The sequence below is a fragment of the Sciscionella sediminilitoris genome (assembly GCF_000737195.2).
In the GTDB taxonomy this organism is placed as follows: domain Bacteria; phylum Actinomycetota; class Actinomycetes; order Mycobacteriales; family Pseudonocardiaceae; genus Sciscionella; species Sciscionella sediminilitoris.
The window spans coordinates 14939-38703 of sequence record NZ_JALM01000020.1 but is presented as its reverse complement, the minus strand read 5'-3'; the positions used below and the strand labels follow the sequence as shown (position 1 = coordinate 38703).

Here is a 23765-nt window from a genome sequence, read left to right as displayed (position 1 = left end):
AACCCTAACAAGGCGGGCGCCCTGGTCATCCCGGGCGAGTGTTGACTTTCCGGGCCGCCGCGTGTTCACTGCGCTATCAGTACAAATGTACACAACCTGGTCTCGAGGGGAGTTTCCGTGCGTCGATCGCACTGGCTGGTGTCCGTTCTGGTGGTGGCCGGGCTCGTCGTCGCGGGCTGTGGCGCGGGTGGTGCCCGGGATGCCGGGCAGGCGGTGCGGCTGACGCACTGGCCGAAGCCCGCAGCCGAGGCGCTGGCCCGCACGATCTCGGCGAACACCGATCAGGGGCGTTACGCGACCTTCGATGCGGACAACACGATCTGGAATCACGACCTCGAGGAAGCGCTGATCCCGTTCATGGAAATGCACGGCGAGCTGAGCCCGGCGAGCCTCGATCCCTCGCTGAAACTGATTCCGTTCAAGGCGAACGAAAGCCTGTACTCCTACTATCAGCGGTTGTGCGAGATCGACGACAAGGTCTGCTATCCGTGGGCCGCGCAGGTGTTCGCCGGGCATTCCCTCGCCGAACTCAAACGCAGCGTCGATGCGCTCATGGCGCGCAAGGAGCCGATCCCGGTCAGCTACTACTCCGGGGAGACGGTGAAACACGACGAGGTCACGCCGCCGCGCATTTTCCCCGCACAGCGCGAACTCATCGAGGCGCTGCGCGCGCACGGCATCGAGGTCTACGTGGTCAGCGCCGCCCACGAGGAATTGGCGCGCATGGTCGTCTCCGATCCGAAATACGGGTTGGGTATTCCGCCGCGGAACGTGATCGGGGTCAGCACGCTGCTGCGTGATCCGGAAACCGGAATGCTCACCACCGCGCGGAAACAGATCCGGGAAGGGCATTTCCTGGACGCGCGGTATCCGCTGGCCAAGCACATGGCCATGCGCGTGACGCCGTACCCGTGGTCGCCGCAGACCTGGTATCAGGGCAAGAAAGCGGCGATCGAGGACTACATCTCGCACTATGCCAAGCCGATCCTCGCCGCGGGGGATTCGCCGAGCGACTGGCCGATGCTCTTCGACGTGGACAGCGGGCGAACCGGTGCCCGGGTGTGGGTCGACCGCGACAAATACGACGACCGGTTCCGCGCGGAACAACGGCAACGCCTTTCCCAGCAGCGAGCGGCCGGGGTGCCCGCGGAGGCCGACCGCGCCTGGGTGCGTGCGAAACAGGACGAGCTCAGCCACTAGGGAGCATCCGACGATCCACTGCCGTTGCCGGCGGGAGCCAGCGTGGCAGTGCCCCGCGGGACGCCCGCGCCCGAGATCGGCAGGGCGGAGGATTGGGCCATGGTGATGGCGCACCTTCGCGACGGGGCAACGATATGGCACGCCGCCGACGTCGCAGCGCGGCAGGCTACGGGGTTGCCGGGTGCGCCCTGAGTCCGAATCGTCCAAGACGAGGCGCCGCGGCCGCCCTACGGTGAGCCCATGACTGTCGACCTCTCCACCGCCTCGGCCTTTCTCACCGCGCATGCCCGGTTGCTCGACCGGCAGCGCTATCGGCGGCTGACCGGCGCGGCCGGTCCGGAGCCGGTGCTCGCCGCGCTCGAGGCGTACCGCAATCCGGACGGTGGCTACGGCTGGGGCCTGGAACCCGATCTGCGTTCGCCGGAGAGCCAGACCGGAGCGGCATTGCACGCCTTCGAGGTGTTCGCCGAGATCGGGCCGCACACCACCGAGCGGGCCGGGCAGCTGTGCGACTGGCTGGACTCGGTGACGCTGCCGGGTGGCGGGCTGCCGTTCGCGCTGCCGGTCACCGATGCCACCGGGTGCGCGCCGTTCTGGTCCGGTGCCGATCCGGCGGAACCGTCCCTGCAGATCTCGGCGATCGTCGCGGAGAACGCGCACCGGGTCGCCGCGCACGATCCGGCCGTGGCCGCGCATCCCTGGCTCGCCACGGTCACCGACTACTGCCTTTCCGCGATCGGTGGCCTCGAGCAGCGGCCGCACGCCCTGGTGCTCGCCTTCGCGGTGCGGCTGCTCAACGTGCTCGCCGGAACCCGCCCGGAGGCGCTGCCGCTGCTGGACCGCTTGGCTGCCTTCGTGCCCCGCGACGGGCGGCTGCACGTGGAAGGGGGAGCCGAGGACGAACTGATGCGCCCGCTCGATTTCGCCCCGCTTCCCGGGCAGCCCGCGCGGAACCTGCTCGACCCGGTCGCGGTCGAGGCCGATCTGCACCGGCTGGCCGAGGGACAGCAGGCCGACGGTGGCTGGCGGGCCGACTTCCACAGCTACTCGGCCGCGGCGGCCCTGGAGTGGCGCGGTTACACCACCGTCGGCGCGCTGTCGGTGTTGCGTGGCAACGGATTCCTCGGCTGACCGGCGAACGGGCCGCTCGCTCAGAGCAGTTCGAGCTGTTCCAGATCGGTGATGTACTTGACGATCAGTTCCTTCGTGATGTGCGGGATGTCGTGGTCCGCGCCGATCTTGGCTTCCTGCACGGCTTTCCGGAACTGGTCGGCGGGAACGAGCCCACCGCTGACCGGTTCGCCCGGTTCGGCGTAGGAGTGCAGTAGCGGGAGCACGGAGTGCTGGCGCTGGTTCTCCGGGAGTCCGCGCAACGCGGTGCTGAACCGGGTGAGCCAGTCCTGGTAGCCGGGCACCCGCTCGATCCGGTAACCGGCCTCGATCAGCCAGCCGATGAAGGTGTCCAGGGAAATACCGTCATCGTGCGGGTTGAACACGTGGTAGGTGTGGTATCCCTCGGTGTTGCCGCCGCCGATGGTGTCGATCGCCTCGGCACTGAAGTCGACCGGGAGCCCGTCGTAGTGTGCGTGCGCCGAATCGGTGCGGTAGAAGGACTCCGGCGCGATTCCGGTGGCCACCAGGCTCAGCATCAGCCGGGTGAACATGTCCGGGAGGTTGAGCTGGCCGGTGTAGCGGCTGTGCGTGAGGATCATGTCCGAGCGGAACACGCTGACCGGGAGCCCACAGGAGTCGTGCGCCTCGCGCAACAGGACCTCGCCCGCCCACTTGCTCATTCCGTAGCCGTTGGCGTAGTCGTCGTTGATCTGCCGGACGGAACTGAGTTCGCGGATATCGGTGACCTCGTCGAACCGGCCGGGTTCGATCTGGTCGGCGACGCCGATGGTGGACACGTTGGTGAACGGCTTGATGCGGCCGGTGATCGCCAGTCGGATCAGCTCGGCGGTGCCGACCACGTTCGGCCCGAACAACTGCTCGTACGGGAGCACGTGGTTGACCAGCGCGCCGGGATGCATGATCGTGTCGACCTCTCCGGCGAGCCGCTGCCAGACCGCGCCGTCCAGCCCGAGGTCGGCCTCGCCGATGTCCCCGGCGAGCACCTCGAGATGGTCCTCGGCCAGTTCCCGGTAGTGGCGCAGCAGTTCGGCATCCCCGGTGTCGAAGGTGGCGTCCAGCCGCTCGCGGGCGGCCGCATCGTCGGTACCGCGCACGAGGCAGACGAGTTTGCCGCCGTTCTCGGCGAGCCGCTCCAGCCAGTCGAGGCACATGAACCGGCCGAGGTACCCGGTCGCGCCGGTCAGCAGCACCGTGCGCGGAGTGGCCGCGGGACCGGGCAGACCAGTTGCCGCCGCGATCGTGGCCGGGTCGATGAACTTCTCCAGCGTCAGCTCGCTCGCCCGGATCTCGGTGGCATCCGCACCATGGACCGAGGCGAAGCTGGGCCGCTGTCCTTCCCCGGAGCGCTGTGCGGTGACGTAGTCGGCGATCGCGCGCAGATCGGTCGCCGGGCTGATCACCACGCCGACCAGGACATCCACCTCGAAGATCTCGCCGAGCAGTTTGGCGAACGACAGCGCGGAGAGCGAATCCCCGCCCAGCTCGGTGAACCGGGCGTGTTCGTGTATCTCGGATTCCGCGCAGCCGAGCAGGGCGCGCGCCGCGCGGGCGAGGGTTTCGTACACCGGCTGGCCGGGACCGCCGCGGCGCAGCGCGCGCAGTTCATCGGTCTGCCCGTGCGCCAGTTCGGCGTAGAGCGCCTCGAGCTGTTCGCCGTAGCGTTCCCGCAGCCGCGGGCGCAGCAGTTTCCGGATGTCCGAGAGCAATCCGTTGGCCATGCTGAACGGCTCGGGCTCCACCAGGAAATCGCGCGGGATCTCGAAGGCTTCCAGCCCGGCCTCCTTCGCGGTCTGCCCGATCGCCTCGGCGAGTTTCGGTTTGACCGCCTCGGCGCTGCCCGCCTCGGCGAGTGCCTGTTCGCTCGGCACCACGACGGCGAGCAGATAGGGCCGTTCGCTGCTGCCGTAGGCGAAGATCTGGCGGATCAACGGGTTCGCGGTGAACACCGATTCCACTTTGGACAGCGTGACGAACTCGCCCTGGGAGAGCTTCTGCACGTTGTTGCGCCGGTCCACGTACACCAGCCGGTCCGGTCCGGTCTCGGCCATGACGTCACCGGTCTTGTAGAAACCGTCCTCGTCGAACATCGAGGCGGTGACCTCGGGGCGGTTGTAGTAGCCGGGGAAGATGGTGTCGGTCTTGAGTAGCAGCTCGCCGCGCGGATGCGGCCGGTCGGTGTGGAAGTAGCCGAGCTCGGGAACGTCGATGAGCTTGTACTCGCGCACCGGAGGACGCTGGATCTCGCCGTCGAACAGGACCACACCGAACTCGGTGGCCCCGTAGCCGTCGTGCAGCGGAATCTGCAGGCAGGCTTCGGCGAACGCCTTGATCTCGGCGGAGATCGGCGCGCTGCCCACCATGGCGGTCAGCACCCGGCCACCGAGGAACCGGGTGTGCAGATCCGCCTTAACCGCGGCGTCGAGTTCGGCCGGATCGCTGAACTCGGCCTCGCGCCGATCCAGTTCTCCTTGGTATTCCTGGAAAAGCATGTCGAAGATGCGCGGGACGGCGAACAGTTCGGTCGGCCGGGCCAGCGCCAGATCCTCGAACAGGGTGGAAAGATCCGCCTTCGCGGCGAAGTAGTTGGTCCCGCCACGGCCGAGGGTGCTCGCAATGGTCACCCGGCCGAACATGTGGCTCATCGGCATGAAGCTGAGCGTGAACGCGGGGGACTGGTCCTCTACCGGCAGTTCCCCGCACCAGTAGCGGAGCATGGTGTGCTCCGGGTACATCGCGCCCTTGGGTGCCCCGGTGCTACCCGAGGTGTAGATCAACATGGTCAGCGGATCCTCGCCGGGCGCGGGGACGAACTGCTTCGCCGCCGGTTTGGCTTTCCCGTGCTCGAGCACATCCTCGAGGGTGCGGACCTCGACGCCGGCCGCGGAGAGCCGGGCGACCGCGGACTCGAACCCTTCCCGCTCCTCGTCCACCTCGTCGTGGTAGTCGAACACCATCAGCTGGCGCGGTTTCGAGCCCGAGGCCAGGATGAGTTCCACTGCCTTGTCCAGGTATCCGGGGCTGGCCGCGAAAAGTGCGGGCGTGGTCTCGTCCACGATCGCCTGCAGTTGCGGCACCGCCGAACTCGGTTGCAGCGGCACCGAAACGGCGCCCAGATAGACCGCGGTCAGATCGAGGACCACATAGTTGGAACTGGTGAATCCGATGGTGGCGATGAAATCACCCGCGCCGATCCCGGATCCGGCCCATTCGGTGGCGATCGCGGTCGCGTCCGCCCACAGCTGCCCGTAGGTACGGGTGCGGAACTCCGGGAGCAGCCGCAGGCTCCGCCGCCCCGAGACCGGATCGGCCACCAGTTCGGTGGCGCGCTCGGCGGTCGCCGGCCGGTCCGCGTAGCCCTGCATGATCCGCGCGATCGTCTGCCCGAGGCCCAGCCCCGGTTCCCTGGCGAACTCGCTGACCTGCCTGCTCGGCATCGCCGCGCGGAACTGCGCATCGCTTTCCATCAGCGTGGCCCGGAGTCGCGCCGCTCGTTCGTCCTCTGCTTTCGGTGCTGTGCCCACAGCTATCACCAGCTTCCCTCGCCGCGCGTCCCCCACATTTAGTTGCCTTACGCTAATTGACTGTACTGTCAAGTAAAGCAGTGCGCACGGTGATGGGCATGTGACAATCAGCTTATCGCCTTCTTGTCAACCAGGCATTGACTGCGGCGTGGGGCGGTAATACCATCCGCGCCCTCGCGCTCAGGGCTGCGCGGCTATCGCGGGCCAGAGCAGCTCGACGCTCTCCCGGTCGGGATCGGCCGTGCCGGGCCGCGGGCGCAGGCTGTCCACGAACCGCACACCGTAGAGCATCGTCGCGGCGTGCTCGGTGTTCACTCCGGCCCGGATCTCGCCGCGCTCTTTCATCGACTCCAGCAGCGTGCTGATCGCCCGGGTGCGCGGTTCGACCAGCTCCTCGTTGATCAGGTCGAGCAGTTCCGGGATCCGCCTGCTCTCCGCGAGCAGGGTGGCGTAGAGCGTGCGGTGCTGGTGGTCCTCGCTCGGCCGCAGGTGCCGGAGCAGGCGCAGCAACCGCTTCTTGGGCTGCAGCTCGAGCAGGTTCTCCGGGACCAGCTCGTCCTCCTGGGTCAGCGTGGAACGGACCGCGGCGACCACCAGCGCCTGTTTGGTCGGCCAGCGAAGATAGACGCTAGGGCGGGTGGTTCCGGCGTCCGCGGCCACCTTCGCCAGCGACATTCCCGTGTAGCCGTCCTCGATGAACCGCCGGATGGTCGCCCTGATGACCGCCTCGTCCACCCCGGGCGTGCGCGGCCGGCCCATCGGTGGCCGCCGGTCGGCCAGCTCAGCCATCTCCCGCTCCCCGGTCGAGGTGTGTCCACGATCGGTCCATTGTAGATTCCCCCGGCGGCGTCACCGCGTGATATCGCGGGAGTGGCCGCCGGGCTGCTGTGGATCGAGGTGCCAGCTGATGATCCGGTCCGGGTGGATACGGATCACCTCGTGCTCGAACCACTCGGGGTTCACCGGCGGTTCCTCGACCCACAGCGTCTCGGCCGTGCCGCGGATTTCCACGCCACGGCCCATTCCCGGCTTGATCGCCCCCGGTTCGTCCGGGGTCATGTCGTCCACGACGAAGGAAAGCCGTGGATCGGCGAGCACATTGCGATAGCGCCGGGTCGAGGTCAGCTTCGGCCCGCCGATGTCGATGGTGTCGTCCGGGTTCAGCCGGAAGCCCAGCGGACTGATCTGCGGCCTGCCGTCCGGGCCGATCGTGGCCAGCCTGCCAAGTTCCTGTCCGCGCAGATAGGCGCGTTCGGCATCGGTGAACATGCGCGGAGCATAAGACCTCGAGCGCTGTTCAGGTCAATGCGCGGTGCGTTCCGCCGCGGTGAGCACGGCGCGCAGGCTCGCGGTGAGCACCGAATCACCGGCACCGGCCGCCCAGCCGATCCCGTTGTCCGTGCGGTATTCGAGCAGGGTGACGGCCGGGCTTGCACTGCCCTGCGCGGTCGATTGCTGGTTGAGGCCGAGGATCCGCACCGGGTAGCCGAGCGAGCCGAGGATCTTCGTCAGCGCGTCGACCGGTCCGGTCCCGGTCGCCGCGTAGCCGTTCTCCTGGCCGTCGACGGTGAGCCGTACGCTCAGCTGGCTGTTGTCCTCCGGGGCCTGGGTCGTCTGCCAGGCGATGAGCCGCAGCCGCCCCTCAGTGCTCGCGTAGGTTTCCAGGAACAGCCGGTAAAGTTCGGCGGCCGTGATCTCGGCCCCGCTGCCGTCGGTGTGCCGCTGCACATGGCGGGCGAAGTCGATCTGCAGCCTGCGGGGGAGTTCGATGCCGTACCCGGTGCGCAGCAGGTAGGCGATCCCGCCCTTGCCGGACTGGCTGTTCACCCGGATCACCGCGGCATAGCTGCGGCCGATGTCGGCCGGGTCGATCGGCAGATAGGGCACCTGCCAGGGTGCGGCGGCAGCCTCGATCCCGGCTTCCGCGGCGCGGGCGCGGTGGTGCGCGAGTCCTTTGTTGATCGCGTCCTGGTGGGTTCCGGAATAGGCGGTGTGCACGAAATCCCCGACGTAGGGGTGCCGTTCGTGCACGCCGATGCGGTTACAGTGCTCGACCGTGCGGCGGATCTCGTCGATGTCCGAGAAGTCGATCATCGGATCGACCCCCTGGGCGTGCAGGTTCAGCGCGAGGGTGACCAGGTCGACGTTCCCGGTTCGTTCCCCGTTGCCGAACAGGCAGCCCTCCACCCGCTGCGCCCCGGCGAGCACCGCGAGTTCCGCGCAGGCGACCCCGGTCCCGCGGTCGTTGTGCGGATGCACGGAGAGGATCACGCCGTTCCGGCGGTCCAGATTGCGGTGCATGTACTCGATCTGGTCCGCGTAGATGTTCGGGGTGGCGACCTCGACCGTGGCGGGCAGGTTCAGGATCACCGGTCGTTCGGGCGAGGCGTCCCACATGGTGGTGATGCGCGCGCAGATGTCCAGGACGAAATCGGGTTCGGTCAGGTTGAACACCTCGGGGGAGAATTCGAACCGGATCCGCGGATCGTCCCCGGCCAGTTCGCGGATGTCGGCCGCGCCCTCGGTGATGATCTTCGTGAGCTGTTCGGTGTCCGCGCCGAGCACCACCTCGCGCCAGGTGGGCGCGGTCGGCGTGTACATGTGCACGACGATGTCGTTGGGGATGCCGCGCACCGAATCGATGGTGCGTTCGATCAGGTCGTGGCGTGCGGGGGTGAACACCACGATCGTCAGATCGTCCGGGGCCAGTCCGGTTTCGGCGAGCAGCCGGACGAAGTCGTAGTCGGTCTGCGAGGCGGAGGGGTAACCGACCTCGATCTCCTTGTATCCCATGGCCGTCATCAGTTCGAAGAACCGGCGCTTGCGTTCCGGGTCCATCGGTTCGGCCAGCGCCTGGTTCCCGTCCCGCAGGTCCACCGGCACCCACAGCGGCGCGGTGCTGATGCGGTTGGCCGGCCAGGTGCGCCCGGTCAGGGGCAGTTCGACGCGTGCGTGTACATCCCGGTAGCGCTGCGAGGGCATCGCGGAGGGGCGTTGCCGATTCCAGGAGGGCTGGTGCACGGCGATCTCGCCGGACGGGGTGCGCACGGTGGGGAAGGATGGATTGGTCATTGCCGGGTGGTCGCTTTCTGTTGGTCCGCAAGGAAAGGACCGGCGCGCAGAAGCCCCACGGCGGGGCGCCAGTCGATCAGACCCCGCCGTGGCGACCAAGAAGCAGCGCGCTCCACGACATGACCGCAAGCCTAGAAGAAATCAACTCCTCAGACAAGCTGATATGCTGAGCCGGTGACCACACTGCGCCGGCACCCGCTCGCCGAACAGGCCGTCGAAGTCCTGCTCGAACGGATCACCGCGGGAGAATGGCCGGTCGGTGCGCGGATTCCCGGAGAGACCACACTGGCCGGCGAGCTCGGTGTCGGGCGATCCACGGTCCGCGAGGCGATCCGAGAGCTCGCCGGAAAAGGAGTACTGCACAGCAGACAGGGCGCGGGCGTGTACGTCGCATCGGCCGAACTCGCGCAGGACTGGGAAACCGTGCTGCGCAAGGCGAACATCGCGCACATCGTCGAGGTGCGGATGGCCATCGAGTGCGAGGCGGCCCTGCTCGCCGCTTCCCGGCGCACACCCGCCGATCTGCGCGCACTGAACAAGACCTTGTCCGCGCGGGACAGTGCCCGGGGGCGGCAGGCCGCGTACATCGACGCGGACATCGCGTTCCACGGCGCGATCGTCACCGCGGCGCACAATCCGGCGCTCGGCGAGCTGTTCCACACCGTCACGCCGCGGATCCGGCAGGCGATGACCGAGCTGCTGCGCATCGACGGCGGCGAGACCCCGCACGACCACGAGGCGCATGCCGCGATCGTCGCCGCGATCCGCGCGCGCGATCCGGACGGTGCCTGGACCGCGGCGCGTGCGCATCTCGGCCTGATGGCCGAGAGGTTGGGCCCGGCCGGAGATTAGGGCACTACCACCAGCGCGGCAGTGACACGTTCGCGGTGCGCTGCTTGGCGTTCTCCGGTGCGGCCGCGCAGGACACGTCATCGCGCGGGAAGCTGCCGTGCACGAGGTAGTCGGTGGCGAGCCCGTTCGCGCACGGGTTCTGCCGCCACAGGTAGGCGCCGTGCCCGCCCTCGTCCACGTTGACCAGCCGGGCCCGGTCGCCGAGTTTGGCGCGGGCGAGCCGTCCGCCGACATACGGGGTGGCCGGATCGCGAAGATTCTGCAACAGCAACAGGTTCGGCCCGGTGTTCGTCATCCGGATCGGTGGCTCGGCGGGTTTCGGCCAGTAGGCACACGGGTTGATGCTGGCCGCGGCCGCGCCGAACATCGGGAACCGGTCCCGGTCCTGGGCCACGTCGTGCTGGTACTGCGCAACCCGGTGCGGCCATTGCACATCCCCGCAGCTGATCGCCAGTTGCGCGCTCTGCTCGTTGTCCAGGGGATTGTCCTGTTGCTGCGCGGCACGGACCGCGGCGCCGTTCCCGCTCGCCAGCTCCTGCCACTGTGCCGCGAGGTCCGGGAAGGTCGCGTTCCGGTACAGCTTGCTGAACACGAAGGCGCGGAACTGTTTCCCGGTCACCTCCTCGACGGGCTGCTTGTCGAGCCGGGCGGCGAGTGCGAAGTAGTTGTCCCGCACCTGCCCGGGTGTCGCGCCCAGGTGGTAGGTGGTGTTCCGGGCGGCGGCCCATGCCGCGAAGTCCGGGAACCGCTGCTCCATGCCGAGACCGAACCGGCGAAGGACATCCCGGCTCAGCGTGGTGTCGCCGGGATTGCTGTCCAGTACGAACCGGTCGGTGCGGGCGGGTTTCGCCGAGGCGAAGGCCGCGCCGAGCGAGGCGCCGTAGGAAACGCCGTAGTAGGAGATCTTGGGTTCACCGAGCGCGGCACGGATCCGGTCCATGTCCCGCACCGTGTTCGCGGTCGTGATGTGCCGCAGGTCCGGTCCGCTCGCGGAAGCCGCGCACTGCTGGGCGACCGCCTTCGATTCCTTCGCCGTGGCGGCCACATCCGCGGGATTCAGCGGATATTCCGGAACCACCGCCGGTTGCCCGGGACGCAGCCCGCAGTGCACCGGGGCGGATTGCCCGATTCCGCGCGGATCGAACCCGATCAGGTCATAGCTCTGCCGCACACTAGCCGGCATACCGAGCTGCGCCAGCGTGGCGGGCATACCGAGCCCGGATCCACCGGGCCCGCCCGGATTCATCAGCAGGACACCGCGCCGTTTCGCCGGTGCGCTGCTCGCCAGCTTGGACACCGCGATATCGATGCTCTTGCCGCCCGGATCGCGGTAATCCAGCGGTACCCGCACGGTCGAACAGCGCAGCTGCTCCGCGCCGGGGCCGGTGTCCGCAGGGCACGGCCCCCAGCGCAGTCCGTCCGCGGCGGGAGCCTCGGCGCCGAGGGCCGGTGTCATGCTCACCGCGGCGAGGATCCCGGCCAGGATCGCGCCGTGTTTCAACCGGTTCCGGGTCATTCGGGCCACCCCCATGTTTCGGCGAGGTCCCCGTAGTACCACATCCCGCTGTCCGGTGGTACCCGCTCACTCCGACGCGTAGAGCTGTGTCGCCGGTCACGCGTGACGGGGGCCTCGTATCGGTGGGGCGCATCGGACGGCGGGTCGATAATAACGGTGAATCCCGAACAAATCGGCCACTGTGCGGTACTTCCGCGCTGGTGCCGCTGTAGGGAAGGTGGTGAATTCGATGTCGACCATCCCACGGATCCCACCCGGCCAGGTTCGCGCCACCGACGCCGATCGGGCCGCGACAGCCGCGTTCCTGGAACAGGCCGCGGATCGGGGCAGTCTGACCCTCACCGAATTCGCCGAGCGGACCGGCGCGGCCTATGTGGCCCGCACCCGCGGCGAACTCCTGGCGCTGACCGTCGATCTGCCCGAGGAACCGATGCCCGAACGGTTCCAGGCGCCCGATCGCGCGTTACGGCGGTCCGCGCGGTTCCAGGATTTGCGGGTGCTGACCTCCTGCTGGTTGTTGGGCAGCCTGTTGCTGCTGGCCGGCTGGGGCGTGCTCAGCGCGGTGGCCGGTGAGCTCGCCGGTTGGTGGCCACTGTGGGCGATCGGACCAAGCGGTGCGGTGCTGGCCATCTGCTGGTGGCTGGCCAGCCGCTGAATTCCGGTGCGGCACAACGATTTCAGACAAGGGTTTTCAGAAACGGGGATCGAGGTCGAGCGTGCCGAGTGTCCGGATCACGTTGCCGATCAGCGGGGTGCGTTCCCGGTCGGGACGCACGGCCAGCGAGACGGTGGAGAAGGCGTCCGCATCGGTGAGCGGGATGTAGCGCAGGCTCGGCAACCGCAGCGCGCGCAGCGATTCGGGCACGATCGTGATCCCGGTATCCGCCGCGGCGAGGCCGAGCAGGGTGGGGAACTGAACGGCTTCCTGTGCGGCGTGCAGACGGAATCCGGCGCGATGGCAGAGCGCGGCGATGTGGTCGTAGAGCCGGGAGACCTGACCGCGCGGGAAGGTGAGGAACCGTTCCTCGGCGAGCTCGGCCAGCCGCACTTCGGCGCGCTCGGCGAACCGGTGGGATTCGTGCACGGCCACGAGTAGCCGTTCGCGCAGCAGTGGGTGCACGGTCAGCCCGGGCGCGGCGCGGACCTCGCGGACGAGGCCGATGTCCAGCCTGCCCTCGCCGAGTGCGTGCAGCTGCGGATCGGTGGTGGATTCGCTCAGGTCGATGCTCAGTCCGGGCCAGGATCGGCGCAGCGCGAGCACCAGTTCCGGGATGAGGCGCAGTGCCGCGGAGCTGACGAATCCGAGGCGCAGCAGGCCGGTCTCGCCGTGCACCGCCTGCGCGACGGCCGAGGCGGCGTGATCGGCCTCGGCGAGCACTCGGCGACCCTCGGTGAGCAGCACCTGTCCGGAGGTGGTGAGTTCCACGCGCCGGGTCGTGCGGTGGAACAGCGCGGTGCCCAGTTCCTTCTCGAACTTGCCGATCTGCTGGCTCAGCGCGGGCTGGGCGATGTGCAGGCGATCGGCGGCGCGCCGGAAGCTGTGCTCCTCGGCGACGGCCACGAAGTAGCGCAGTTGTCGTAACTCCACGTGATTAATACTCCGTGCTTATCAGTGTGTTGACAATAGATAATTCCATATCGGCGCCTCGTTGCTTAGCGTGAGCCTCATCGAACGAACGCGAAGGAGCGAGCCGGTGACGGAATCCCTGACCACGACGGCGAACGAGACCGCCGAACTGCGCCACCTCGTCGGCGGCGCCTGGCGCGCGGGCGACGGTGCGCAACGGGAGAGCACCAACCCGGCCCGGCCGGACGAGGTCGTCGCCCGGTACCGGATCGCGGGGGACGCGCTGCTCGACGAGGCGGTCGCGGCGGCGCAGGGGGCCGCGCGGGAGTGGGCCGCGGCCGGGGCGATCGCCCGTGGCCGGGTGCTGCGCAAGGCGGCCGGGTTGCTCGCCGAGCGGGCCGAATCGGTGGCGCTGCTGATGACCCGCGAGGAGGGCAAGACCCTTCCGGAGTCCCGCGCCGAGGTGGAGCTCAGCGTGGAAACACTGCACTACCACGCGGGACAGGGCCGGTCGGCGGACGGCGTGAGCTATCCGTCCGGGCACCCCGATGAGCTCATCCGCACGGTTCGCCGTCCGCTCGGGGTGGTCGCGGCGATCACCCCGTGGAACTTCCCGTTGCAGATCCCGGCGTGGAAGCTGGCCCCGGCGCTGCTGTGCGGCAACACGGCGGTGTGGAAACCGGCGAGCGAGACGGTCGCGGTCGCCGTGGCCTTCGCGGAGGTGCTCGCCGAGGCCGGGCTGCCGGACGGGGTGCTGAACCTGCTGCTCGGTCCGGGCGAGCTCGGTGCGGATCTGGTGGCACGCCCCGAAATCGACGGTGTGACCTTCACCGGCTCGGTGCCGGTCGGCCGCTCGATCCAGGCGGCGGTGCTGCCGCGCGGCGCGAAGGTGCAACTGGAACTGGGCGGGCACAACGCGGCGATCGTGCTCCCGGATGTGGACAAGGGCGAGGCGGCCGAGGCGATCGTGGCCGGGGCGATGTCCAGCACCGGGCAGAAGTGCACCGCGACCCGGCGGGTGATCGCGGTCGGCGAGGCCTATGACGCGCTGGTGCCGGAACTGGTGTCCCGGGTACGCGCCCTGGTCGTCGGCGATGGGTGCGCGGAGCCGAGCCGGATCGGTCCGCTGGTCTCGGCGCGGGCGCGGGAGGAGGTGACCGCGGCGGTTGCGCAGGCCGAACGCGAAGGGGCCCGGGTACTCGCGCGCCCGGATCAGCGGCCGCCGGAGAACGGGCACTTCGTGGAGCCGACGGTGCTCGAAGGGGAAACCGGGCTCACCATCTGCCAGGAGGAGGTGTTCGGCCCGGTCGTCACCCTGCTGCGCGCGGACTCGCTGGACGAGGCCATCGAGATCGCGAACGGCACCCGGTTCGGGCTCACCGCGGCGGTGTTCAGCTGCGATGAGCGAGTCGTGCGCCGCTGCGTCGCCGAACTCGACGCTGGTCTGGTGAAGGTGAACGCGCCGAACACCGGATCGGAACTGCACGCACCCTTCGGCGGGCTGAAGGAGTCCTCGTTCCCCGCGCCACGCGAGCAGAACGCCGAGAGCAGCGCGGAATTCTTCACCTGGAGCAAGACCGCCTACCTGCGCACCGGGACCCCGGCGTGAACACCCGCCCCGCGGATATCGCGCTCGCCCCCGAAGAACTCGGCGCGGCCCGCGGTACCCGGCACAGTTTCGCGCGCTCCTTCCTGCGCGCCGCGGCCGAGGGTGGCTGGACGGTGGAGACCGCGCACTGGGAACTCGACGGTGCGGGCCGCGGCGAGGCCGTGTACCGGATTCGCGCCGCGGGCCGGGTGTTCGGCTTCGCGGTGTTCGCCACCCGGGTCGCCGAGCACGAACGCACCGACCGGGTCATCGCCGGGAACTGGGATGTAACGGCCTGCCTTGTCGAGGGCGAGGTGGACCGCTCCCGGCTCGCCGCACTGCGCGAGCAGGTACCGCACCAGGAGCGGGGCCGGGCCGATACGCGGACACTGGTGTGGACGCGAGCCAATCGCAGCAGGCGGTTCTTCGACTATGTGGTGGATCGGCTCGCGTCCGGGGGCCAGCCGGAGACCGCGGTTCTCGGGGACACCGCCTACATCCTGCGCAGCACGGCCTTCTACAGCAACGGCAAGTTCGGCATGGCCGGGTTCACCGAGCTCGGCGCGGAGCACCCGCTCGGCGCACCGTACCGGGCACAGATGCTCGCCGCCTGGCTGCTGCGCGAGTTCAGCTGCGAACTCGCCGAGCACTGTGCGGCCGCCCGTGTTCCCGGCGCGGCGCGGCTCGACGAACGCTGGCGCCGTTATCTGGGGCTGGGCAACGCGACCGGGCTCGGCATGGTGCCCTATGTGGTGAACCATCCGCGGGTACTCGATGCGTGGTGCACCGCCCGGGAACGCCCGCTCGCCCATGCGCGCGGCAGGCGAACCCGGCCGGACGGGGCGGACACCGAACGGGTCCGGGAACTGCTCGACCGCGCACGGGAGTACTTCCGCGAGCGGGCGGACCTGGATACCGCCCCGTATCTGCCGTACCCGGAGCTCGCCGCGCAGCTGGACGAGCTCGCCGGGCTGCTCGCCGAATACATCCGGGCGGGCACGATGTCCGGGCGCGCCACCGAACATGCCTGGGATGCGCTGTACCGCGCCGCGCGCGGGCACGGCCCCGAGGCCTGCGGGGCCCTGGAACCGGTGCTCGTCGAGCCGTACCCGGAACTCGACGCGGAGATCGAGAAATCGTTGTGGTGCGCGGAAACGCTGCGGGTTCCGGTCGAATGGGACTGTGCCAGGCTGCGTTCGGTGCTCGACTCCGATTACCGTTGGGCAGACCGGATCGAGCACGGCGACCGGACGTATTTCTGGTTCAGCTCGGCGAACAACGAGGAACCGCGCCGAGGGCGGCGGGGAACCGATCCGGGGGACTCTGTCGAGTACCCGCTCGATATCGCCGCCCAGGTGGCCGCGCTGCGCGCCGATCTGGACACGGCACCGGACGGCCAGCCGCTCGCGGAGTTCCTGCTCGCGTATCCCCGGCACCGCGGCATCATCGCGCGGGCGGGTTCGCTGCACGGGTTGCCCTACACGGAGGTGCGCGCGAATTTCCTCGCCGCGGACTTCCTTCCGTTGCACATTCAGCGTTTCCAGCTCGCCCGATACGGGATGGAGCACTACGACCCGCAGTCCACGGACTGGCTGCGGGTGGTGCTGTTCTCCGGTGCCCCGCGCGCGGACGAGCTGACCAGCGCGGCGGACGACTGGCTCTATCCCCGGAAACCCTAGCCCCCGGAAACCCTAGCCCGGGAAACCTCAGCCCCTCGAAACCCTGAAAGGGAGCCGAAAATGGCCGAACGACAGCTCGTCGTGGACGGGTTGCAGATCAACAACTGGGACCGCGATGTGCTCCTCGAACTGCGCACCGGCGGGGTGACCGGTGTCAACGCGACCTGCGCCGTGTGGGAGGGACCCGAGGAGACGCTGCGCGCGATCGGTTCCTGGTACCGGCTCGCCGCGGACAACGCGGACCTGGCCCTGCTCGCGGAGCACACCCCGGACATCCGGCGCGCCCGCGAAGAGGACAAGGTCGCGGTGCTGCTCGGTTTCCAGAACACCTCGCCGTTCGGGGACGACTACCGCATGGTGGAGGTGTTCCACCGGCTCGGGGTGCGTGTCGCGCAGCTGACCTACAACATCCAGAACCTGGTCGGTGGGGCCTGTTACGACCCGCAGGACTCCGGGCTGACCAGGTTCGGCGGTTACATCGTTGAGGAGATGAACCGGGTCGGGATGCTGATCGACCTCTCCCACGTGGGTAACCGCACGAGCCGGGACGCGGTGGACGCCTCCGCGCTTCCGGTGGCGATCACCCACGCCAACCCGACCTGGTACCTCGATCATCCGCGGAACAAACCGGCGGAGGTCATCGAGGCGGTCGCGGCGCGCGGCGGGGTCGTCGGCTGCTGCCTGTACCCGAACGTCCTCGGCGGGGAGCGAACCCCGCGGGACCGGTTCTGTGCCATGGTCGCGCGCTTGGTGGACGAGATCGGCCCGGAACACGTCGGCATCGGCAGCGACTGCACCCGCAACCAGCCGGAGGATTTCGTCGGCTGGCTGCGCAACGGCCGCTGGCAGCCACCGCGTGGCGCCCGCCCGCAATGGCCCGCCTGGCCGGACTGGTTCGCCGGACCGGCCGATTTCCCCTCCCTCACCGAGGGACTGCTCGCGGCAGGGCTGGACGAGAAGACGGTGGCCGGGGTGCTCGGCGGGAACTGGCTGCGGCTCTTCGACACCGTGTTCGCCGGGCGGCAAGGATGAACACCACCAGGATCGCGGACCGTGAACTGCGCGAGGCCGCCTACCGCGCGCTGCGGGCCCGCGCGGTCTCGCACGGGGAAGCGGTGGCCGCGGCCGAACTGGTACTTGCCGCCGAACTGCTCGAGGGCGCGGGTCTTTCCCTGCTGCTGCGGGAAATCTCGTGTCTCCCGGCCGATGCCGCCGCGGTCGGGCTGGTCCGGGATGAGGAGTACGCGGTGCTCGCCGACGAGGCCGGGCGCGGGCCGCTGCTGCTCGGCCCGCTCGCCGCCGAACTCGCGCTGGGTACCGGAAAGCCCGTGATACTGCGGGAAACCGGGATCGGCCCGGCCCTGGCACAGTGGACCGCGCGCACCCACGCGAGCCCGTTCGCCGTCGCCACGGTCACCGGTGGTGTGGTCACCGAGCGGATCGCGGCGGGCCCGGACGGCACGCTACTGCGCGTCCCGGTGCACGGATCGCCGGCGCCGCACGGAATCGAGCGCGGACTCGTGCTCACGGTCCCGGACGAGATCCCGGACGGCGCACGAATATCCCCGGGCCCGGCAGGGGGAATGCACGTGAACGCCGCGGAATGGCGCGCGGCGACGGAGGCGGCGAGCCGATTTCTCGTCCCGGAGAACACACCCGACAACGCGGTTGGATGACCATCATGACTCTCGAAACCCGGAACACCGGGACCCACGGTTCCCTGGACAATGCGGAACTCAACGGCTTCCACAAACGGCTGGCCCTGTTTTCCTCGGGCGGGCCGTTCCTGGACGGCTACATCCTGTCCATCATCGGGATCGCGCTCGTGCAGATCCAGCCCGCCTTCGGGATGAGCGCGTTGTGGTCCGGGCTCATCGGAGCCTCGGCGCTGATCGGGCTTTTCCTCGGTGGCGCGGTTTTCGGCAGCGTGACCGACCGGATCGGCCGCAAGCTGATGTACACCATCGACCTCGCCGCGATCATCCTGTGCTCGGTCGCGCAGTTCTTCGTCACCAATGAGGTGGAACTGTTCGTGCTGCGGCTGCTGATCGGGATCGCGGTCGGCGCCGACTACCCGATCGCCACCGCGCTCGTCGCGGAGTTCGCCCCGAAGGCCTGGCGGGCGCGCCTGGTCGGCGGGCTCAACGCGATGTGGTTCGTCGGGGCCACGGTGGCCGCGTTCGTCGGCTATGCGCTGCTGCACGTCGAGGACGGCTGGAAATGGATGCTGCTCTCCTCCGCGGTTCCCGCGGTGCTGATCGTCATCGCGCGCACCAGCATCCCCGAATCACCGCGCTGGCTCGCGGCCAAGGGGCGCACCGAGGAGGCGCGCGCCGTACTGCGCAAGACCATCGGCCCGGACGCGCGGCTCGACGATCTGCCCGAGGACCAGCCGAGCGGCGGTTCGGTGCGCGCCGTGCTCAGCAAGGGCTATCTGTCCCGGGTCGTGTTCATCTCGCTGTTCTGGACCGCGACCGTGGTCCCGCTGTTCGCGATCTACGCCTTCGGACCGCAGATCCTTTCCCTGTTCCGGCTCGAGGACGGTAACGAGGCCAACCTCGGATCGGGGCTGATCAACGTGTTCTTCCTGGTCGGCAATGTGCTCGCGCTGCTGCTCGTGGACCGGATCGGCAGGCGCCCGGTGCTGATCGGCGGATTCCTGGTCTCCGGGGCCGGGCTGCTCTATCTCGCGATCGCACCCGATGCGAGCACCCTGCTCGTGGTCGTGGCGTTCGCCGCGTACGCGGTGTTCAACGGCGGACCATCCATTTTGGAGTGGATCTACCCGAACGAGCTGTTCCCCACCCAGGTGCGGGCCACCGCTGTCGGACTGTGCACCGGGATCAGCCGGATCGGGGCCGCGGTCGGCACCTTCGCCACCCCGTGGGCGCTGGCCAATCTCGGCCTCTCGGCCACGATGTACATCGCGGCGGGGATTGCCCTTTCCGGGGCGCTGGCCAGCCTGCTCATGGCCCCGGAGACCAAGGGAAGGGATCTGGACGAGACCGCTTCGCTGGGCTGAAACCGCTCAGCCGGGCGGAAGGATCGTCTCCGCGGGAGCCACCGAACCGGTGCGCTTGGTCAGCACCCAGTACAGCACCGCGGGAACGACCAGCCCGATGATCCAGGAGATGTCCGCGCCACCGAGCGGTTCCACGAGCGGACCGGTGTAGAACGCCGTGGACAGGAACGGCAGCTGGGCGAGCACACCGAGGATGTAGGCGGTGAGCGCGGGCATCCGCCAGCGTCCGTAGCGCCCGCCCGGATCGGAGAGCGCGGGCAGGTCGTAGCGCTCCTTCGCGATCAGGTAGTAGTCGACCAGGTTCACCGCGCTCCACGGCGTGAAGAAGGTCAGCAGGAACAACAGGAACGTGGAGAAGGAGTCCAGGAAATCGCCGCGCCCGGCGAGGGCGAGCACGGTGCCCGCGGCCATGATCGCGGCGATCCACGCGGCCCGCGCGAACTTCGAAACCTCGCGCTGGCCGCGGAATCCGCTGATGATCGTGGTGATCGTCATGAACCCGCCGTAGCCGTCGAGCACGCTGACCGTCAGCTTGCCGAAGGCGATCACGAAGTACAGCACGCCCGCCATCGCCCCGGCCCCGCCGAGTCCGACGATGTAGCTCACCTCGTGGCCGGTGAACGCGCCACCCGCGGCGGCCGCGGCCACCGCGCCGAAGGTCATCGCCCACTGCGCGCCGAGCACCGAACCGCCGAAGGTCCACCAGAACGTCGCCCGCGCGGAGGTGGCCCGGGGCAGATAGCGCGAATAGTCCGCGACATAGGGGCCGAAGGCGAGCTGCCAGGAAGCGGCGAGCGAGATGGCGAGCAGGAACAGCGGGAAATCGAATCCGCCCGGATGCAGGATGGCGGGCACATCCACGCTGGTGCACAGCCGCACCACCAGATAGAGGAAGGCCAGCGCGCCCACCACGCTCGCGATCCGGCCCACCGCATGGATCAGCCGGTAGCCGATCACCGTCACCACCGCGGTGATCACCGCGAACAGCACGATGCCGAGCACGTCCGGTGCCCCGAGCAGGCTGGCCAGCGCCTGACCGGCGAGCACCGCCCCGCTGGCGAAGAACCCGATGTACATCAGCACCACGAGCACCAGCGGGACCGCCGCACCGAAGACACCGAACTGCGCGCGGCTGGAGATCATCTGCGGCAGGCCGAGTTTCGGTCCCTGCGCCGAATGCAGCGCCATCACCGCACCGCCGAGCGCGTTGCCGATCAGCAGACCGAGCACCGCCCAGAACGCCCCGGAGCCGAACACCACCGCGAGTGCCCCGGTGACCACCGTGGTGATCTGCAGATTCGTGCCGAACCACAGGGTGAACTGGTTCACCGGCCGACCGTGTCGTTCGGCGTCCGGGACCACCCCGATCGAGCGCCGTTCGACCAGTCCACCGGAACGCACTGCGCCCGCTTCGCTCGTGGCCTCGGTCATCCGCACCTCCGTTGGTCGCTCGATCCCCGCCACAGCATCGGATGCGGTGCACCGGTCTGCCAGTGCCCGGATTCCGAAGCAGTCTCGGATACCAGACCGGGATTGGTGTTCCGTGGCACGGAACGCGAGCTTGTCGTCGCCGAGTGTGCGGAACAGGATATGACGGACATGAACCAGGATCGGGATGTCGCCATCGTCGGCGGCAGTATCGCGGGGTGCGCCGCGGCGATCGCGGTGCGCCGCAACGGATACCGGCCGACCGTGTTCGAACGCGGAGCGGCGGAGCTCACCGAACGCGGCATGGGGGTGGTGCTGCCGGTACCGCTCTGGGAATCCCTGACGGCGCGCGGCTATCTGCGCCCGGATACCCCGAAACGACTGGTACACCGGAGAATCTGGCTCGTCCCGGAGCGGGGTGACGCGCGCGGGCGCATCGCGTGGAGCCATTCGAGCGAGGCTGCCCTGACCGGCTGGTGGTTTCTCTGGCACGCCCTGCGCGACAGGCTCACCGAGTCCGAATACCGCGGGGACAGCGCGGTGTACGGGATGGAGCGGGACGGGAAGCACACGGTGCTGCGGTTCGGTGACGGCGGGATCCGCCCCGCCACGCGGATCATCGCCGCGGACGGGCACCGTTCGGTGTTCCGCACGGTCCGGCACGAGTACGCGGATTACGTTGCCTGGCGCGGAAGCTACGGCACGGGCCGGATCGCCGATCTCGACCTCGGGCTGCTCGACGGGGCCTACGTCACCACCTGTTTCCCGTTCGGGCACGGCGTGTTCGCCCTCGTGCCCGGCGTCGAGGGGACGCGGCTCGACTGGGTCGTCTACGGTCCGCGGGCGCCCGGGATGTCCACGGCACAATCCGGGTTCGGCGGCCTTCCCGGGAGCGCGGCCGGATTCCTGCACCAGCTCGCCGGACGGCATCTGCCGCCGCTGTGGGCCACGCTCGTCGAGCGAACCGGCGAGGCGGAGCTTTCCGTGCACCCGGTCGCCGATCTGCCACCTGCCGAGGACACCGGGGACGTGCTGCTCGCCGGGGACGCCGCTGCCCTGGTCCGCCCGCACGCCGCGAGCGGGGCGGGCAAGGCGCTGCGGGACGCGCTCGCCATCGAAGATCTGGCAGCCGCGTACCCGGACTGGCCTGAGCTGGCCGCGCGGTACCGGTGGGTGCGCAATCCCGAGGCGGCCCGGCTCGTCGCGCTCGGCCGCAGGCTCGGTCGGCGTCAGGTGGAGCATCCCCCGGCGTGGGACCGGATGACGGCACCGGACTACGCGGCCTGGATGAGCTCGGTGCTCGACGGCACCGCGCACTACCTGTATCCGTGGATCCCAGCAGCCGGACAGTGATCCCCCTCGGTGATCTCTTCAGTGATCCGGGGAATCCGCGGTCTCGGCGAGCAGTCCGGCGAGTTCGGCCGCCCGCGGACGGCACTGGATGTAGAGCTTTCGGTGCAGCGGCGGGAGAAGCGGGCGCAGCGCGATCCCGTCCGGCGGCCGTGCGGGCACCGCGAGGGCGGGGACGATCGCGGCCGTGATGCCCGCGGCGACCATGGTCAGCACGGTCGGGATGTCGCGCACGGTGTGTTCGGGATGCCAGCGCGCGCCACCCTCGGCGAACCAGGCGGCGAGCAGCGGGCCACAGGTGCCACCGGGATCGGCGATCCCTGCGGACTCCAGCCGTTCGGCGGGAATCCCGGAACACGCGGCCAGCGGATGGCGCTCCGGGACGGCGGCGAGAAACCGGTCGGTGATGACCCGTGGCTGTGGTCCGATCGGGACGGTGCTGACCGCGAGGTCGATGGTGTCGGCGGCCAGCCACTCGGCGAGTTCGTCGTCCTCCCCGCGCACCGTGAGGATCTCCCGGTGCGGCGCGCGCCTGTGCAGTTCGGCGAGCGCGGCGGGCAGCAGCCGGGGGTGCGCACTCGCGACGGCACCGGCCCGCAACGGCGGTTCCGCCGCATCCGGGCGGAGTTCCTGGATGGCGCGCAGCCCGCGCAGGACCGTCTCGCCGTGCCCGGCGACGGTGTGCCCGAGCGCGGTGAGCTCGGCCCCCTCGGCCCCGCGGTGCAGCAGCGGGGCACCGAGCCGGCGTTCGAACGCGGCGATGGTCCTGCTCACCCCGGACTGGCTCAGATGCAGTGCCTCGGCGGCCCGGGTGAAGCTGCCGTGCTCGGCCACCGCGAGCAGCGCCCGGATGTGCGCGATGGTGACGTCCACTCGGTCATGATCGCAGCGCATGCCGGGTATGACGAGGATTCCTTGGACACCGGCGCGCTGCCCGGCGAGGCTGCCCGGTGTGCGTGTGTTCGCCGGTCTCGCCGGACTGTGGTTGTGCTGGGGTACCTCGCTGCCTGCGATGCGGGTACTGGCGGGCACGGTTCCCGTGCTGCTCGGCATGGGCGCGGTGTTCTCGACCGCGGCGCTGGTGCTGCTCGCCGCGCGACCGGGCGCGCTGCGCGGAATCGGGGCCCGGGCACTCGGCAGGTGTGCGGTGACCGGACTGCTGCTGCTCGGCGCGCAGGGCGCGGTGGCGGTCGCCGAGCAGGAGGTTCCGGCCAGCAGCGCGGCCCTGCTCGTCGCGGCGATCCCGCTGTGGGTGGCGGTGTTCGGCCTGCTCCGCGGGCACCGGACGGGGCGCGCGGGCCTGGCCCGCTTGCTGCTCGGTTTCGCCGGGGTCGGTGTCGTGCTGTACACGAGCCAGGGCACCGGTTCCGGAGTGTCCGCCTGGACCCTGCTCGTGCTGGCGGCCGCGGTGGCCTGGGCGGGCGGCACGGTGCTCGCCGCGAGCACGTCCGTGGGTCCGCTCGCGGCCACCGTCCTGCAACTGCTCACCGGCGGGATCGCGCTGCTGGTGCTCGGCTGTGTTTGCGGGGAACCGGCCGCCCTGCCCGGAGTGGGCGCCGGGGACCTGCTCGCCCCGCTCTACCTGGTGCTCGTGGACTCGCTCGCCGGGTTCGCGCTGTACAACCGGCTGCTGCGGACCGCTCCGGTATCGCTGGTCAGCACCTACGCCTATGTGGTTCCGCTGGTGGGTTACGCGGCCGGGGTGCTGGTGCTCGGCGAGCCCTTCCATCCCCTCGTGCTCGCCGGTGCCGCGCTGGTCCTCGGCTGCGTCGCTGGTGAGGTGCGGGCCGGGGCGCTGCGCTGACGGATCGGAGCTTGGTGTAGACCTGTGGGGGC

At 69.6% G+C, this 23765-nt stretch carries 19 protein-coding genes; 11 read left to right on the top strand and 8 right to left on the bottom strand.

Annotation, left to right across the window (positions count from 1 at the left end; translation table 11 throughout):
* Window positions 1-117 precede the first annotated feature (117 nt).
* On the top strand, window positions 118-1200 hold the full coding sequence (locus AD72_RS10155) for an HAD family hydrolase (RefSeq protein ID WP_231644777.1): 1083 nt from the start codon (window positions 118-120) through the stop codon (window positions 1198-1200).
* Window positions 1201-1440: 240 nt separating this feature from the next.
* Window positions 1441-2331 (top strand): hypothetical protein, encoded by an 891-nt coding sequence (locus AD72_RS10150; RefSeq protein ID WP_031466199.1) that lies wholly within the window; start codon window positions 1441-1443, stop codon window positions 2329-2331.
* A gap of 20 nt (window positions 2332-2351) precedes the next feature.
* Here the strand turns inward: AD72_RS10150 and car are convergent, their stop codons facing one another.
* The 4 genes from car to AD72_RS10130 all read right to left on the bottom strand — a co-directional run bounded on the left by car (window position 2352) and on the right by AD72_RS10130 (window position 8927).
* Window positions 2352-5855 carry a carboxylic acid reductase gene (gene car, locus AD72_RS10145; RefSeq protein WP_031466198.1) on the bottom strand — a complete coding sequence of 1168 codons (3504 nt, stop codon included), beginning with the start codon at window positions 5853-5855 and terminating at the stop codon, window positions 2352-2354.
* Between the two features lie 180 nt (window positions 5856-6035).
* Complete coding sequence (locus AD72_RS10140; protein ID WP_031466197.1) at window positions 6036-6644, bottom strand: TetR/AcrR family transcriptional regulator; 609 nt, start codon at window positions 6642-6644, stop codon at window positions 6036-6038.
* A 60-nt stretch (window positions 6645-6704) separates the two neighbouring features.
* Complete coding sequence (locus AD72_RS10135) at window positions 6705-7124, bottom strand: PPOX class F420-dependent oxidoreductase (RefSeq protein WP_031466196.1); 420 nt, start codon at window positions 7122-7124, stop codon at window positions 6705-6707.
* Window positions 7125-7157: 33 nt separating this feature from the next.
* The gene (locus AD72_RS10130) at window positions 7158-8927 is read right to left on the bottom strand and encodes a 2-isopropylmalate synthase (protein ID WP_031466195.1); all 1770 of its coding nucleotides are present in this window, start codon (window positions 8925-8927) and stop codon (window positions 7158-7160) included.
* Window positions 8928-9101: 174 nt separating this feature from the next.
* Here AD72_RS10130 and AD72_RS10125 point away from each other — a divergent pair, with 174 nt between their 5' ends.
* Complete coding sequence (locus tag AD72_RS10125; protein WP_156365124.1) at window positions 9102-9779, top strand: FadR/GntR family transcriptional regulator; 678 nt, start codon at window positions 9102-9104, stop codon at window positions 9777-9779.
* 4 nt (window positions 9780-9783) lie between these two features.
* On the opposite strand, the gene AD72_RS10120 is transcribed toward AD72_RS10125, so the two are convergent.
* Window positions 9784-11295: an alpha/beta hydrolase gene (locus AD72_RS10120; RefSeq protein ID WP_037345309.1), complete on the bottom strand. Its 1512-nt coding sequence runs from the start codon at window positions 11293-11295 to the stop codon at window positions 9784-9786.
* 229 nt (window positions 11296-11524) lie between these two features.
* On the opposite strand from AD72_RS10120, the gene AD72_RS10115 reads away from it, so the two are divergent.
* Window positions 11525-11950: a DUF1707 SHOCT-like domain-containing protein gene (locus tag AD72_RS10115; protein ID WP_037345306.1), complete on the top strand. Its 426-nt coding sequence runs from the start codon at window positions 11525-11527 to the stop codon at window positions 11948-11950.
* A 36-nt stretch (window positions 11951-11986) separates the two neighbouring features.
* On the opposite strand, the gene AD72_RS10110 is transcribed toward AD72_RS10115, so the two are convergent.
* Window positions 11987-12883, bottom strand: a complete 897-nt coding sequence (locus AD72_RS10110; protein ID WP_031466191.1) for a LysR family transcriptional regulator — start codon at window positions 12881-12883, stop codon at window positions 11987-11989.
* Window positions 12884-12989: 106 nt separating this feature from the next.
* On the opposite strand from AD72_RS10110, the gene AD72_RS10105 reads away from it, so the two are divergent.
* From AD72_RS10105 to AD72_RS10085, 5 genes are read left to right on the top strand one after another with little or no spacing between them, the layout of a single operon-like run.
* A complete protein-coding gene (locus AD72_RS10105; RefSeq protein ID WP_082468843.1) occupies window positions 12990-14471 on the top strand; it encodes an aldehyde dehydrogenase family protein in 1482 nt (493 codons plus the stop codon).
* Window positions 14468-16129 (top strand): hypothetical protein, encoded by a 1662-nt coding sequence (locus AD72_RS10100; RefSeq protein ID WP_031466189.1) that lies wholly within the window; start codon window positions 14468-14470, stop codon window positions 16127-16129. Before AD72_RS10105 ends, AD72_RS10100 begins: the two co-directional genes overlap by 4 nt.
* A 60-nt stretch (window positions 16130-16189) precedes the next feature.
* Window positions 16190-17161: a membrane dipeptidase gene (locus AD72_RS10095; RefSeq protein ID WP_031466188.1), complete on the top strand. Its 972-nt coding sequence runs from the start codon at window positions 16190-16192 to the stop codon at window positions 17159-17161.
* Window positions 17158-17805, top strand: a complete 648-nt coding sequence (locus tag AD72_RS10090; RefSeq protein WP_031466187.1) for a hypothetical protein — start codon at window positions 17158-17160, stop codon at window positions 17803-17805. Before AD72_RS10095 ends, AD72_RS10090 begins: the two co-directional genes overlap by 4 nt.
* A gap of 5 nt (window positions 17806-17810) precedes the next feature.
* A complete protein-coding gene (locus AD72_RS10085; RefSeq protein ID WP_031466186.1) occupies window positions 17811-19151 on the top strand; it encodes an MFS transporter in 1341 nt (446 codons plus the stop codon).
* Window positions 19152-19157: 6 nt separating this feature from the next.
* On the opposite strand, the gene AD72_RS10080 is transcribed toward AD72_RS10085, so the two are convergent.
* Complete coding sequence (locus tag AD72_RS10080; RefSeq protein ID WP_031466185.1) at window positions 19158-20582, bottom strand: purine-cytosine permease family protein; 1425 nt, start codon at window positions 20580-20582, stop codon at window positions 19158-19160.
* A 159-nt stretch (window positions 20583-20741) separates the two neighbouring features.
* Between AD72_RS10080 and AD72_RS10075 the strand changes: the two genes are divergently transcribed.
* Complete coding sequence (locus tag AD72_RS10075) at window positions 20742-21932, top strand: NAD(P)-binding protein (protein ID WP_156365123.1); 1191 nt, start codon at window positions 20742-20744, stop codon at window positions 21930-21932.
* Between the two features lie 18 nt (window positions 21933-21950).
* Here the strand turns inward: AD72_RS10075 and AD72_RS10070 are convergent, their stop codons facing one another.
* Window positions 21951-22802, bottom strand: coding sequence for a LysR family transcriptional regulator (locus AD72_RS10070; protein WP_231644776.1), 852 nt, complete (start codon window positions 22800-22802; stop codon window positions 21951-21953).
* Window positions 22803-22881: 79 nt separating this feature from the next.
* Here AD72_RS10070 and AD72_RS10065 point away from each other — a divergent pair, with 79 nt between their 5' ends.
* Window positions 22882-23733: a DMT family transporter gene (locus AD72_RS10065; protein ID WP_051898405.1), complete on the top strand. Its 852-nt coding sequence runs from the start codon at window positions 22882-22884 to the stop codon at window positions 23731-23733.
* Window positions 23734-23765 lie beyond the last annotated feature (32 nt).

Coding starts and splice junctions, on each gene's coding strand:
- AD72_RS10150 (WP_031466199.1), top strand. CDS start 1,441: ATGACTGTCGACCTCTCCACCGCCTCGGCCTTTCTCACCGCGCATGCC.
- AD72_RS10140 (WP_031466197.1), bottom strand. CDS start 6,644: ATGGCTGAGCTGGCCGACCGGCGGCCACCGATGGGCCGGCCGCGCACG.
- AD72_RS10135 (WP_031466196.1), bottom strand. CDS start 7,124: ATGTTCACCGATGCCGAACGCGCCTATCTGCGCGGACAGGAACTTGGC.
- AD72_RS10130 (WP_031466195.1), bottom strand. CDS start 8,927: ATGACCAATCCATCCTTCCCCACCGTGCGCACCCCGTCCGGCGAGATC.
- AD72_RS10120 (WP_037345309.1), bottom strand. CDS start 11,295: ATGACCCGGAACCGGTTGAAACACGGCGCGATCCTGGCCGGGATCCTC.
- AD72_RS10115 (WP_037345306.1), top strand. CDS start 11,525: ATGTCGACCATCCCACGGATCCCACCCGGCCAGGTTCGCGCCACCGAC.
- AD72_RS10095 (WP_031466188.1), top strand. CDS start 16,190: ATGGCCGAACGACAGCTCGTCGTGGACGGGTTGCAGATCAACAACTGG.
- AD72_RS10090 (WP_031466187.1), top strand. CDS start 17,158: ATGAACACCACCAGGATCGCGGACCGTGAACTGCGCGAGGCCGCCTAC.
- AD72_RS10085 (WP_031466186.1), top strand. CDS start 17,811: ATGACTCTCGAAACCCGGAACACCGGGACCCACGGTTCCCTGGACAAT.
- AD72_RS10080 (WP_031466185.1), bottom strand. CDS start 20,582: ATGACCGAGGCCACGAGCGAAGCGGGCGCAGTGCGTTCCGGTGGACTG.
- AD72_RS10075 (WP_156365123.1), top strand. CDS start 20,742: ATGACGGACATGAACCAGGATCGGGATGTCGCCATCGTCGGCGGCAGT.